The sequence below is a fragment of the Microvirga sp. Mcv34 genome (assembly GCF_024519725.1).
In the GTDB taxonomy this organism is placed as follows: domain Bacteria; phylum Pseudomonadota; class Alphaproteobacteria; order Rhizobiales; family Beijerinckiaceae; genus Microvirga.
This window is the reverse complement of record NZ_JALJRK010000010.1, coordinates 103,347-117,001: the sequence shown is the minus strand read 5'-3', so window position 1 is coordinate 117,001 and position 13,655 is coordinate 103,347. Positions and strand designations below refer to the sequence as shown.

At 64.5% G+C, this 13,655-nt stretch carries 9 protein-coding genes; 7 read left to right on the top strand and 2 right to left on the bottom strand.

Translation table 11 applies throughout. From position 1 onward, the window contains the following. The first annotated feature begins 20 nt into the window (after positions 1-20). The 6 genes from OC446_RS08600 (at position 21) to OC446_RS08575 (ending at position 7,692) form a co-directional block, all read left to right on the top strand. Positions 21-479: a cytochrome c-type biogenesis protein CcmH gene (locus OC446_RS08600; protein WP_262028624.1), complete on the top strand. Its 459-nt coding sequence runs from the start codon at positions 21-23 to the stop codon at positions 477-479. A gap of 150 nt (positions 480-629) precedes the next feature. Continuing rightward, entirely contained in the window at positions 630-1,040 is a 411-nt protein-coding gene (locus OC446_RS08595; RefSeq protein WP_262028623.1) for a hypothetical protein, read from the top strand. Positions 1,041-1,166: 126 nt separating this feature from the next. Then, the gene (locus OC446_RS08590; protein ID WP_410055035.1) at positions 1,167-2,369 is read left to right on the top strand and encodes a S1C family serine protease; all 1,203 of its coding nucleotides are present in this window, start codon (positions 1,167-1,169) and stop codon (positions 2,367-2,369) included. A gap of 138 nt (positions 2,370-2,507) precedes the next feature. Further along, complete coding sequence (locus OC446_RS08585; protein ID WP_262028622.1) at positions 2,508-3,206, top strand: response regulator transcription factor; 699 nt, start codon at positions 2,508-2,510, stop codon at positions 3,204-3,206. Between the two features lie 10 nt (positions 3,207-3,216). Continuing rightward, positions 3,217-4,647, top strand: coding sequence for a HAMP domain-containing histidine kinase (locus OC446_RS08580; protein WP_262028621.1), 1,431 nt, complete (start codon positions 3,217-3,219; stop codon positions 4,645-4,647). A gap of 93 nt (positions 4,648-4,740) precedes the next feature. Continuing rightward, positions 4,741-7,692, top strand: coding sequence for a bifunctional [glutamine synthetase] adenylyltransferase/[glutamine synthetase]-adenylyl-L-tyrosine phosphorylase (locus OC446_RS08575; protein ID WP_262028620.1), 2,952 nt, complete (start codon positions 4,741-4,743; stop codon positions 7,690-7,692). A 45-nt stretch (positions 7,693-7,737) separates the two neighbouring features. Here OC446_RS08575 and OC446_RS08570 read toward each other — a convergent pair whose 3' ends face one another. Together OC446_RS08570 and pepN are read right to left on the bottom strand one after the other, a co-directional pair. Beyond that, positions 7,738-10,011: a PAS domain-containing sensor histidine kinase gene (locus OC446_RS08570; protein ID WP_262028619.1), complete on the bottom strand. Its 2,274-nt coding sequence runs from the start codon at positions 10,009-10,011 to the stop codon at positions 7,738-7,740. Positions 10,012-10,256: 245 nt separating this feature from the next. Then, a complete protein-coding gene (gene pepN, locus OC446_RS08565) occupies positions 10,257-12,908 on the bottom strand; it encodes an aminopeptidase N (protein ID WP_262028618.1) in 2,652 nt (883 codons plus the stop codon). A gap of 196 nt (positions 12,909-13,104) precedes the next feature. On the opposite strand from pepN, the gene OC446_RS08560 reads away from it, so the two are divergent. Next, positions 13,105-13,545: a VOC family protein gene (locus OC446_RS08560; RefSeq protein ID WP_262028617.1), complete on the top strand. Its 441-nt coding sequence runs from the start codon at positions 13,105-13,107 to the stop codon at positions 13,543-13,545. Positions 13,546-13,655: the final 110 nt, after the last annotated feature.

The following is a 13,655-nucleotide window of genomic DNA, read 5'->3' as shown; positions in this document are numbered from 1 at the left end:
CCGTGCCCGCGGAGTAGGCGATGCGCTTCGTTCTCGCCTTATTGGCAGCCCTCCTGTTCAGCGGCTCGGTCTTCGCCGTGCAGCCCGACGAAGTTCTCAAGGATCCGGGGTTGGAAAAGCGCGCCCGCGAGATCTCGTCGGGCCTGCGTTGCCTCGTCTGCCAGAACCAGTCCATCGACGATTCCGATGCGCAGCTCGCCAAGGACCTACGGATCCTGGTGCGCGAGCGTCTGGTCGCGGGGGACACGGACGGCCAGGTGCGCGACTTCCTCGTGCAGCGCTACGGCGAGTTCGTGCTGCTGAAGCCCACCTTCGGCGCCCATACCCTGCTGCTCTGGCTGACGCCCACGCTCGTCCTGGTCCTCGGCGGCATCGGCGCCTACGCGGCCATGCGCCGCCGCCCCCGTGTCGCCACCGCGCTCGATGCCGAGGAGCAGAAGGCGCTGGACGATCTGCTCAAACGCGATCAGAGCGCTTGACGACGGAGCATGGCGAGCAGGGCCGCATTCCTCGCGTTAAGCACGTCCGTTCCTTTCTGTTGATCATGCCATTGTGTCGCGGTGCCAAGCTGGGCAGCGGCTGATATCGGGCTTTCACATCTCCCGATATTTCCCGCGAAAGGTCCGGTCGTGAAGCTTGCGGCCTATGGATTGTGTCTGATCCTCCTTGCTCTGCCTTCCGCCGTCCGATCGAGCGAGAATCTCGCCGACAGACGCGAGGCTTGCCGCGTCGAGGCGAGAAGCCGCATCGTGCCCAAGGGCAAGATCAAGGTCGACGATTACCGCCGCATCGTCCAGCGCCGCGCGGACTATGTGACGCAATGCATCGACCGAACCGTGGTGGCGAGCAGCTACGCTCCTCCTCCCCCGCGAAGGGTGCTCGATGATGCGACGGCCAGCGGCGGACATCTTGCTGCCGCGTCGAGCCTCGAGAAGCCCCGACATGAGGCAGGGCGGGTAAAACCATCCCGCACGAAGGCGGTCAAGGCCGCGAAGGCCAGAACCAGGAAAGCCAAGCCTCATGCGCGCCAGAGACGCTGAAGCCGCCTGGCGGCCCCTCCCGAAACCTTACCAACAATTCATCTACGGGTGAGAGTACCGTAAGGCTCGAACCCCCATCTTGCTCCCATGACGAACCAGCAAGCGTTCTTCGAGGAGAGACAAGACATGTTGGACAAGGTTTCCACCCCCGCCCGCAAGCGCACCGCAAAGTGGCTCGGCGCAGTGGCCGTGGCCGCGATCATCGTGGGCGGCGGCGTCGAAAGCGGTCTGGTTGCTCCCAATCCCGCGCACGCCGAGCTGCGCTCCATGTCGCAGCCGATGCAGGGCATGCCGTCCTTCGCCGATATGATCGACCGGGTGAAGCCGGCCGTCGTGGCCGTGAAGGTCAAGGTGCAGAACGTGTCCGCTCAGGGCGACGACGAGGACGGTCAGCAGTTTTCGATGCCCGACTTTCCGCCCGGCAGCCCGATGGAGCGCTTCTTCCGCCAGTTCCGCGATCAGCAGATGCCCGGCCGGGGCGAGCGCCAGCAGCGCCCGCGCCAGTTCGGCCAGGCCCTCGGCTCCGGCTTCTTCATCTCGGCTGACGGTTACGTCGTGACGAACAATCACGTGGTCGAGAACGGCTCCCAGGTCACCGTGACCATGGATGACGGCAAGGAGCTGAGCGCCAAGGTGATCGGCACCGATCCCAAGACGGACCTCGCGCTGCTGAAGGTCGACGGCAACGACTTCCCCTATGTGCGCCTCGCCCCGCAGAAGGCCCGCATCGGCGATTGGGTCCTGGCCGTCGGCAATCCGTTCGGCCTCGGCGGCACCGTGACGGCCGGCATCGTCTCGGCCCAGCACCGCGACATCGGCTCTGGCCCCTACGACGACTTTATCCAGATCGACGCGCCCGTGAACAAGGGCAACTCTGGCGGCCCGACCTTCAACCTCTCGGGCGAGGTCGTGGGCGTGAACACGGCGATCTACTCGCCGTCCGGCGGCAGCGTCGGCATCGCCTTCGCCATCCCGGCGAGCACCGTGGAGCAGGTCGTCGCTTCGCTCAAGGACAAGGGCTCCGTGACCCGTGGCTTCATCGGTGTGCAGATGCAGCCGGTGACGAAGGAGATCGCCGAAGCCATCGGCCTCAAGGAGCCCAAGGGCGCCCTCGTGGCCGAGGCCCTGAAGGACAGCCCTGCCGCAAAGGCAGGCGTCCAGACCGGTGACACGATCGTCGCGGTCGACGGCGAGCCGATCAAGGAGGCCAAGGACCTGTCGCGTAAGATCGCGAACGTGGCCCCCGGCAAGTCCGTGTCGCTCACGCTCTGGCGTCAGGGCAAGGAGCGGACCGTGACCCTTGAGGTCGGGAGCCAGCCGAAGGCCTGATCCACATCAAGAGTAAAAGGCACCGGGCTTTGTAGTTGATCGCCCCCCGCACCTGGTGTCTTCTGCCCACGGCAGGTCGGCCCCTTCCCCTCCAAGGCCGGCCTGCCGTCGGGCGTTTTTTGCGTGACGAGGAGGCTCATGCGGATTCTCATCATCGAGGACGACAAAGAGGCGGCCTCCTACCTCGTGAAGGCGTTTCGCGAAGCGGGCCATGTGGCGGATCATGCCGCCGACGGACTGGACGGTTATGCCTTGGCCGAGGAGGGGGATTACGACGTGCTCGTGGTCGACCGCATGCTGCCCAAGCTCGACGGCCTCTCCCTGATCCGATCCCTGCGCGAGCAGCGGGTCGAGACGCCGGTCCTCATTCTGTCCGCTCTCGGACAGGTCGATGATCGCGTGAAGGGCCTGCGCGCGGGCGGTGACGATTATCTTCCCAAGCCCTACGCCTTTTCCGAGCTTCTGGCCCGCGTCGAGGTGCTCTCGCGCCGCCGGGCCTCCACGCCCACTACCGAGCCGACGGTTTATCGCATCGCCGATCTCGAACTCGACCGCCTGTCGCACCGCGTGACGCGCTCGGGACAGGAGATCGTGCTGCAGCCGCGCGAGTTCCGGCTGCTCGAATACCTGATGAAGAACGCCAATCAGGTGGTCACCCGCACCATGCTGCTGGAGCATGTGTGGGATTACCATTTCGACCCGCAGACGAACGTGATCGACGTTCACGTGTCGCGGCTGCGCGCCAAGATCGACAAGGGCTTCGACAAGCCGCTGATCCACACCATCCGGGGTGCCGGCTACATGGTGCGCGTCGGCCAGGAGGGCGACGAGGAATGAGCGTGCGGCGATGAACGCGTCCATGTCCGCCCTCGGCAAGCTCGTCCGGACGACCGCCTTCAAGCTGTCCCTGGCCTATCTGCTCATCTTCACGATCTTCGCCTTCGTGGGCCTCGGCTATGTGGCCTGGAACGCCCAGCGACTGCTTACCAATCAGTTCGTGTCCACCATCGAGAGCGAGATCAACAGCCTCTCCGACCAGTATCGGTTCGGCGGCCTGCGCCGTCTCGTGAACATCGTCGAGCGGCGCTCGCGGGCTCCAGGCGCCATGCTGTATCTCGTCACGACAGAGGCCGGCGAGCGGGTCGCGGGCAATGTGGGTGCCCTGCCACCGGGCGTCATCGGCCGCACGGGGCAGTTCGAGACGCTCTACAACCGCACGGACGAAACCGAAGCGCGGCCCGACATGGCCATCGTACGCGTCTACCTTCTTCCCGGTGGGTTCAGGCTCCTCGTGGGTCGGGACATCGAGGAGAGCAGGCGCCTTCAGGAAGTCATCTACCGCGCCTTCGGGTACTCGCTGCTCTTCATCGTCGTGCTCGGCTGCGTCGGCGGCTGGTTCATCACGAGGCGCGTCCTGAAACGCGTCGACGACATGACGGAGATCACGCGCCACATCATGGCGGGCGACCTGGGAGGGCGGCTGACGATCGCGGGAACCGGCGACGAGCTCGATCGGCTCGCCCAGAACCTCAACGACATGCTGGATCGCATGGGCGAATTGATGCGCGGCATGCAGGAGGTTTCGGACAACATCGCCCACGACCTCAAGACACCTCTCACGCGCCTGCGCAACAAGGCGGACGAGGCCCTGCGCACGGCCAGCACGCCCGACGAGCTGAAATCGGCTCTCGAAGCGACCATCGAGGAAAGCGACAACCTGATCCGCATCTTCAATGCGCTGCTCATGATCGCCCGCCTGGAGGCCGGCAATGCCCGCGACGCGCTGGCGGATTTCGATGCCGCCGAGGCGGTGCGGGACGTAGCGGAACTCTACGATGCCCTGGCCGAGGAGGCCGGCGTGTCGCTCGATGTTTCCGTGGAGGACGATCTGCCGATCCATGGCAGCCGTGAGCTTCTGGGCCAGGCCATGGCAAACCTTCTCGACAATGCGCTGAAATACGGTGCCTCGACCGGTGCACCCCAGGCGATCAGCGTGTCGGCCCAGCGGAATGGCGGCGAGGTGCGGATTGTCGTGGCCGATCGCGGCCCCGGCATCCCGGAGGCGGAGCGCGGTCGCGTCCTGGAGCGGTTCGTTCGCCTGGAGACGGCGCGCTCGCGTCCCGGTTTCGGCCTCGGTCTCAGCCTCGCCGCCGCCGTGGCCCGGCTGCATGGCGGGAGCCTGCTGCTGGAGGACAACGAACCCGGCTTGCGGGTTGTCCTGGCCTTGCCCCTGAAGGCCATCGAGCTGCCGCAGGCTCCTCTGCAATCCGCCGCCTGACCCGTCGAGCCGGGTCATACCGGCACTTTTCTGTTGCCTCCGGCGTCCCGGCGTGAACACTCAAGGCCAATCGCAGAACCCGGTGGATCGGCCGTGCAGGACCAGACGAATTCACTTCTCAATCGCCTGACCAAGGCTCCTTTGGTTGCGGACACCAAGCGCGCAAAGGCGCAGTTGTCGGATTTCGTCAAGCGCATCCGCGATGAGCCCGAGGCCGGGGAGCTGCTGAAACACCTCGACGGCGGAACGTTTCGCGATCTTCTCCTGGGACTGTCCGATCATTCTCCCTTCCTCTGGCAGCTTGTTCTCAACGATCCGGCCAGGATGGCGAGGCTCGCCTTCGCGCCGCCGGAAGATTCGCATCGCGCCATCGTCGACAGCCAGTCCCATCTCTTCCAGGAGGTGCGCTCCGGCGCGATGACGCGGGTGGATGCGGTGCGTGCCTTTCGGCAGAACCGCAATGCCCATGCGCTTCTCGTGGCGCTCGCCGATATCGGGGGCGTCTGGGGCACCGAAGAAGTCACGCAGGCTCTCTCGGATTTCGCCGATGCCTCCGTGGCCGGCGGCGTGAACCTGGTGCTGACCGAGACGGCCGATCTCGGCCGCATCAACCTCAGGAACCCCGACGCCCCGGGCGAGGGTTCCGGCTTCACCGTGCTGGCGCTCGGCAAGCATGGGGCGGGTGAGCTCAACTATTCCAGCGACATCGACCTCGTCATCTTCTTCGATCCCGAAACGGCCGCCCTGAAGGACAATTCCGAGGCGGCGACCATCTATACGCGGATCGCCCAGCAGCTCGCCAAGCTCCTGCAGGAGCGCACGGCCGATGGATACGTGCATCGCGTCGACTACCGCCTGCGTCCCGATCCGGGCTCGACACCGACGGCCGTGTCGCTGTCGTCGGCCTATGTCTATTACGAGACGGTCGGGCAGAACTGGGAGCGCGCAGCCTTCATCAAGGCGCGGCCGGTGGCAGGCGATCTCGCCCTCGGCGAAGCGTTTCTGAAGGAGCTTCGCCCCTTCATCTGGCGCAAGTATTTCGACTTCGCCTCCATCGCCGACGTGCATGCCATGAAGCGGCAGATCCATGCGGTGCGAGGCCATGACGAGATCGCAGTCGCCGGCCATGACATCAAGCTCGGACGCGGCGGCATCCGCGAGATCGAGTTCTTCGTGCAGACGCAGCAGCTGGTCTTCGGAGGACGCCGCCCGAACTTGCGGGGCCGCCGCACCCTCGACATGCTCAAGGCCCTGCACGACGAGGGCTGGATCACAGCGACGGCGCGCGACGAGCTTTCCGACGCCTATCGCTTCCTTCGCACCATCGAGCACCGGCTGCAGATGGTGGCGGACGAGCAGACCCAGCGCCTGCCGTCAGACGAGGAGCAGCTCAAGAATTTCGCCAAGTTCTGCGGCTATCCCACTCTGAAGGCTTTCGCCAAGGCGCTGACGGATCAGGCCAGGATCGTGCAGGGCCATTACGCGCTGCTCTTCGAGGAGGGGCCGGAACTCGCCTCCGACGTGGGCAGTCTCGTCTTCACGGGAACGGGCGACGATCCCGAGACTCTTTCCACGCTTCAGCGCATGGGTTTCCGTGAGCCCGAGCGTGCGGCCGAAACGGTGCGCGGCTGGCATTTCGGCCGCCGGCCCGCGATCCAGAGCGCGCGCGCCCGCGAAGTGTTGACCGAACTCACACCCGCCTTGCTCTCCGCGCTCGGCGGCACCGCCGATCCGGACGGAGCCCTCGCGGCCCTCGACCGCGCCTTCGGCCGCATGCCGGCCGCCGTCGAACTTCTCACGATCCTGCAATCGCACGACCGCCTGCGGCTTCTCTTCGCGGATCTCCTCGGCACAGCACCGCGCCTCGCCGACACGGTCGCGCAATCGCCGCACGTGCTCGACGCGCTGATCGATCCCGCCTTCGGAACTCCCACCACGGACGATGAAGCCATCGAAGGTCAGGTCAGGCAGCTCATCGGTCCGGCGCGCGATTTCGAAGATTTCCTGGATCGCATCCGCGATGCGGCGCGACAGATGCGGTTCGTGACCGGCGCAAGGCTTCTTTCCGGGGTCCTGTCTCCCGCTCAAGCGGGCGAGGCTTACGCGGCGATCGCCCGCGCGGTCATCCGTGCCTCCTTCGAAGAGGTCCGCCGGGCTTTCGAGAGCGAGCATGGCACGGTGCCGGGCGCCAGGGTTGCGGTCCTCGGCCTCGGGCGGCTCGGCAGCCGCGAACTCACCGCGGGCTCCGACCTCGACCTCGTGGTGATCTACGATTTCGACGAGAATGCTCGCGAGAGCACCGGCCCGCGCAGCCTCGATGCGGTCGTCTACCACACCCGTCTCACACAGCGTCTCGTCTCCGCTCTCACCGTGCCGACACGGCGCGGCCTGCTCTACGAGGTGGATCTGCGCCTGCGCCCGCAGGGCGGGAAGGGACCAGTCGCTTCGCAGTTCAAGGGCTTCTTGAATTATCAGAAGACTGAAGCCGATCTCTGGGAGCACATGGCGCTCACGCGCGCTCGCGTTCTGGCCGGCGACGAGGCCTTCGGCGCCGAGGTCTCCGAGGCCGTGAAGGGCATTCTCACCGCCAAGCGCGACGCGAAGACAGTGTTCAAGGACGTGCGCACCATGCGCGAGCTGATCGCGCAGGAGAAGGGCGACAGCGATCCTTGGGACCTGAAGCTCGCCCGCGGCGGCCTCACCGATCTCGACTTCATCGCACAGGCTCTGGTGCTGGCCCATGGCGGCGCGCACCCGTCCCTCATCGGACAGGCCGCCGAGGGAGCCTTCGCCAAGGCGCAGGCCGAAGGCTTGCTGGGGGCCGAGGCTGCGCGGTCGCTGATCGACGCGCATAAGCTCTTCAACGACGTTTTCCAGTGGCAGCGTCTGACCATCGAAGGTCGCTTCGATGCCGAAACGGCGCCCAAGCCGATCCTGAAGAGACTATCGACAGTGGCGGGCCTGCCGAACGAGACCGTGCTGCTGTCGCATCTCACCGATACGTATCGGCAGGTGACGGAGATCTACCGGACAGTGCTGAAGTAGGATCTCGTCCTCGGCGCCTCTTGCCGGTCGGATCTCTGCCGGAATTTACGCGGCCGCATCGGCCAGCGCGATATCCGCGTTCGTGGCCTCCGTGAGCGGCAGGTGGACGAGCACGATGGTGCCGACGCCTTCCTGGCTCCTGATGCGCAGGCTGCCGCCATGGAGCTCGGCGAGGGAGCGGGCGATGGCGAGGCCCAGGCCCGAACCCTTGTAGCTTTTCGAGAACTCGGTCTCGACCTGCTCGAACGGCTGTCCGAGCTTGTGCAAGGCGTGATCGGGAATGCCGATGCCGTTGTCTTCCACGTAGATGTTGACCGCGTTGCCGGCCTGGCGGGTTCGCACGGTGATGCAGCCGCCGTCGCTCGTGAACTTCGTGGCGTTCTGGAGCAGGTTGACGAGGATCTGGTGCAGCGCGCGCTCGTCCGCCGGAACGATGATGTCGTCGGGGTTCACGTCGACCGTGACCGAGAGATTCTTGGCCTTGGTCTGCTCGCCCACGAGCTTGAGGGCACGCTGGATCGACGCGTGGACCTCGATCGGCTGCTTGGTGAGCGACGTGCGGCCCGCCTCGATGCGCGACATGTCGAGAATGTCGTTGATCACCGACAGGAGATATTCGCCGCTCGAGCGGATGTCGGAGCAGTATTCCTCGTACTTTTCGGAGCCGAGCGAGCCGAAGATGCCGCTCTGCATGACTTCCGCGAAACCGATGATGGCGTTGAGCGGCGTGCGCAGCTCATGGCTCATATTGGCGAGGAATTCGGACTTCGCCCGGTTGGCGCTCTCGGCCTGCGCTTTCTGGTCGAGATAGCGTTCAGCGAGATCGGCAAGCTGGTGGGTCTGCGCCTCGAGCTTCTGGCGCGACTGCTTGAGGTCGAGAACGGTCGCGATGAGTTCCTTCTCGGACTCGACGAGGCGGTGCTCGTGGCGCTTGAGCGCGGTGATGTCCGTGCCGACCGACACGTAGCCGCCGTCCTTGGTGCGTCGCTCGTTGATCTGCAGCCAGCGGCCATCTTGCAGGCGCGCCTCGAAGGTGCGCGCGCCGACATCCTGCTGCTCGCGACGCAGGAACTGATGCTGCACTTCCGGCGGACGACCGAGCGCCATCACTTCCGCGTAGGACTTGCCCTGGAGCTGCGCATCCGCGGGCAGCTCGTGCAGCTTCTGGAATTTCGAGTTGCAGAGCACGAGGTTGTTGTTCGCATCCCACAGCACGAAGGCCTCCGAGATGGCCTCGATCGCGTCGTGCAGGCGGGCATCCGCCTTCGCGGTCTTCTCTTCCAGGCCGCGCTGCTCGGTCACGTCGACGGCGATGCCGACGAGATGGCTCGCCGCGTCGTCCGGATCGTTCATCAGCTCGGCGCGGGCGCGCAGCCACACCCAGTCACCCGAGATGCTGCGGATGCGGAACTCGTAGTCCACGAGCGAGGTGCTGGCGGAGGCGAGCTGCTCGGCCAGCGTGAAAAGGTCCTGATCCTCGGGATGGATCATGGTGTTCACTTCGCCGAAGGAAAGGAACTCGTCCTGGCGCTCGTATCCCAGGAGCTCGTACATCGAGTCGGACCAATAGATGCGCCCGCGGCCGATATCCCAGTCCCACAGCCCGCAGCGTCCGCGGTTGAGCGCGGAATCGATCCTGTCGCGCACCTTCTCGCAAACCTCGTCGGCGGCGCGGGCGCGGTTCGCCTGCATCACATAGGCCACGCCGATGCCGAGCAGGACCACGATGGTGGCGCCGAGCAGCGAGACATGGCCGATGGTGCGCGTCCACCAACCGGAGAGAATGTGCGGCATCGGCTGCACGAGCGCGATCTGTCCGGAAGACGCGTGAAGCGCACGGACCGTTGCCATGCCCTCGGTGCCGCCAGGAAGCTTGATCGTCATCACGCCGGCGCGGTCCGCGAACAGCATCAGGGGCTGCGCTTCTCCCAGGATGTCCGTCAGCTTCGCCGGTGCTTCGTCCATGGGCGGATAGACAGCGAGAATAAGGCCGGCTTGGTCCACAAGCAGGAGCGAGCGGTTCTGCGTCAGGGCGCTCGGCGGCATGTCCTTCGCCAGGCGCTCGAGCTGAGCCAATGCCTGAGTGCGGTCTGTCGGCGCACGAGCGGCGCCGAGCTTCGCGGCCGAGAGGGACGCGATGATGTCGATGTCGTTGATGGCGTCGAAGAGGGTGTCCTTGCGGCCGTCGCGGATCTGGATCCAGGCGCTGCCTGCGAGGGTGATCAGGAAAAGAACAAGGAGAGCCGGGACTGCGAGCCTCAGCAGAGGCTCATATTGCTCGAGCCGACGATAGGCCGGATTCGCATCCGAACGCGTCACTCCTAGAATCGTACCCGCGCGTGCGGGTACGCATGCGGTCACCGCCCCCGCCATGCGATGCTTCCTCCGGAACCATTTACGTCCTGTTTCGGAGGACGTGCCGCATCTCTCCGAATCACTAACAATAGAATCTTGAGCGGGTGATTTGTCTAGTTAGTAGAACCCGAAGGTTAATAAAAATTTTCCCATTTCGCATTCCCCTGGGGAAATCTTGGACAACCCGCTAACCTACTAGAACATATAGCTTATTTGCCCTGGTTCTCTTCGAGCGAACGACTCACGATATCACCTACGTCCCGGGAAAGATTGGGCTTTTGAGCGATGGAGCGAAGGGCTTCTTCGGCGTGTGAACGGCGCGTGCTTTCCATCATCCGCCAGGTGCTGAAAGCGGTCAGCAGACGAGCCGCGAGCTGTGGGTTCAGCTCATCCGTACGCAGCACGATCGAGGCCAGGAAGCGATAGCCGGCTCCGTCCGCGCGATTGAACTGAACCTGATTCAGCATGGCGAAGCTTCCGATGAGCGCGCGCACGCGGTTGGGGTTGGTGATCGAGAATGCCGGATGCTGCATCAGGCCTTTGACGCGCTCCAAGGTGCCGTCCTCCGGGATGGCGGCCTGCAGGGTGAACCACTTGTCGAGCACGAGGGGCTCGTTGCGATAGCGTTCGCCGAAACGGGCAATGGCTTCCTCGCGCACCGCACCCGGCAGGGTGGTCAGAACGCTCAAGGACGCGAGGCGGTCGGTCATGTTGCTTGCGGATTCGAGCTGGCGCACGGCGAGGGCTTCGCCTTCGCCTGGATCGGCGGCCGCAAGGAGATCGAGCGACGCGTTGCGCAGCGAGCGCCGCCCCGCGCTGGCCGCATCGGGGCTGTAGGCTCCTGAATCGGTCAACGACCCGTAGAAGCGCCGCAGGTGCTGGGCGCAACTGACGCCGATGCGCCGCCTCATCTCCGTGCGGGCCTGATGAATGGCATCCGGGTTCACGTTCTGGCCGATCTCCTGCGCGATATCCGCCTCGCTGGGCAGCGTGACGACAAGCGCTGCGAAGGCCGGATCCTCACAGGCGTTCCTGTCCATGAAGGAGGCAAGCGCCGCCGTGAAGGCGTCGATCGGCGCGTCTGAGACATCGGCGCCGTTCGCGCGGGCGGCAAGAAGGCGCATGGCGACGGTCTGTGCCGCCTGCCAGCGATTGAAGGCGTCCGTGTCGTGCCGGAGGAGGACCAGCAGCTCCTCGTTCGGCAGGTCGAGCGAAACCTTCACCGGAGCCGAAAACCCTCGGAAGAGCGATGGCACCGGCAGGGACGTCACGCCCGTGAAGGTGATGCTGTGTTCAGGCTTGTCGAACAGGAAGACGCCCCGAGCGTCCACATGCTCGCACGTCGCGTTCAGGAGCGACCCATCATGCGTGACCAGGCCGAGCGCCACCGGGATCGCCATGGCGTCCTTCCTCGGCTGACCGGGAGTCGGAGGCGTGCTCTGCGTGAAATCGATGCGGTAGGTCCGCGCGTCGGGATCGTAATGCCCCTTCACCTTGACCCGCGGCGTCCCGGATTGTTCGTACCAGCGCGCGAAGTGAGACAGGTCACGGCCGGTCACTTCGGCGAAGGCATTGAGGAAGTCCTCGACAGTAGCGGCCGTACCGTCGCAGCGCTCGAAATAGAGATCCATGCCGCGCCGGAAATCCTCCTCGCCGATGATCGTCTTGAGCATGCGCACGATCTCGGCGCCCTTCTCGTAGACGGTGGCGGTGTAGAAGTTGTTGATCTCCCGATACTGGGTCGGGCGCACCGGGTGGGCGAGGGGACTCGAATCCTCCAGGAACTGCCGCGCCCGCAAGGTCTTCACCTCGGCGATACGGTGAACGGGGCGGGAGCGTTCGTCGGATGAGAATTCCTGATCGCGGAAGACCGTCAGGCCCTCCTTCAGGCAGAGCTGGAACCAGTCGCGGCAGGTCACGCGGTTGCCGGTCCAGTTATGGAAGTACTCATGAGCGATGATCGCTTCGATATGGGCATAGTCCATATCCGTGGCGGTCTCGGGGGAAGCGAGAACGTATTTGTCGTTGAAGATGTTGAGACCCTTGTTCTCCATCGCGCCCATGTTGAAGTCGGACACGGCGACGATGTTGAAAACGTCCAGGTCGTATTCGCGGCCGAAGACCCGCTCATCCCAGCACATGGAGCGTTCGAGGGCGTCGAGGGCGTAATCGGCGCGATCCTCCTTGCCGGGTTCCACATAGATCGCCAGCTCCACCTCGCGCCCGCTCATGGTCGTGAAGGTCTTGGCAATACGGCCGAGGCGCCCGCCGACGAGGGCGAAGAGATAGGACGGCTTCGGGTGAGGATCGTGCCACACGGCATAATGTCGGTGGGAACCGTCCACGGATCCGCTTTCGACCGGATTGCCGTTGCCCAGGAGAACCGGAACATCGTCGCGCTCGGCTTCGAGGCGGGTGGTGTAGACGCTGAGAACGTCCGGCCGGTCGAGGAAATAGGTGATCCGCCTGAAGCCTTCCGCCTCGCACTGCGTGCAGTAATTGCCGCTCGACCGGTAGAGGCCCATGAGCTTGGTGTTGGCGGTCGGATTGATCTCGGTCTCGATGGTGAGGGTAAAGGGTTGTCGGGGCGCCTGCGCGATGGTCAGCGACTGGGGCGAGGCTTCGAACTCCTCGGTCCCCAGGGTGCGGCCGTTCAGAGCCACGGACTTCAGCTTCAGCTCGTCGCCATCGAGGGCGAGCGCCGCGTCCGGACGACCCTCCGGGTTGGGCCGCATGGCGAGGGTGGCGATGACCCGGGTTTCCGTGGGATGAAGTCTGACATCGAGCTCGACGCTGTCGATCAGGAAGTCGCTGGGTCGGTAATCCTCAAGGCGAACAATCGGGTTTGTGTCGATGCGCATCAGATACTCGTCTGAAACTGTGTTACGTCGAAAGTAGGACCTTGGGGAGGGGCCTCCAGCCTGCTTGGAGCAGCAATTGTTAAAAGTCACCTGATCTTGAGCAAATCCAAGGCTTTTTCGGCGCAAGAAAAAGGTACCCCTTGATCTCCTCGGCAAATACGCCATCACCTATCCCCGACCCATAGGGAAACTGATCATGGAATACCTGCACACGATGGTTCGCGTCTCGAACCTCGAGGAATCCCTCGATTTCTTCTGCAACAAGTTCGGGCTGGTCGAGGTTCGCCGGACGAACAACGAGAAGGGGCGTTACACCCTCGTTTTCCTGGCCGCTCCCGGCGATGTGGAGAAGTCCAAGGACACGAAGGCTCCCTTGCTGGAACTCACCTACAACTGGGACGAGAACGAATATACCGGAGGTCGTAATTTCGGCCATCTCGCTTACCGGGTCGATGACATCTACGAGACCTGCCGCAAGCTGATGGAGGCAGGCGTCACTATCAACCGTCCGCCACGCGACGGCAACATGGCCTTCATCAAGACTCCGGACAACATCTCGATCGAATTGCTGCAGCGCGGCGAGCCGAAGCCCGTGCAGGAGCCCTGGGCATCCATGCCGAATACCGGCACCTGGTAAGCGGAGACCTCGACGGCAGGAAAAGCCGGTTCTGGTGGCGGACAGTCTCGCTTGAGTGTGCCCTTGGCGAAAAGGCCTTGCTCCGTCATTCGACCCGGCTCACCATAACA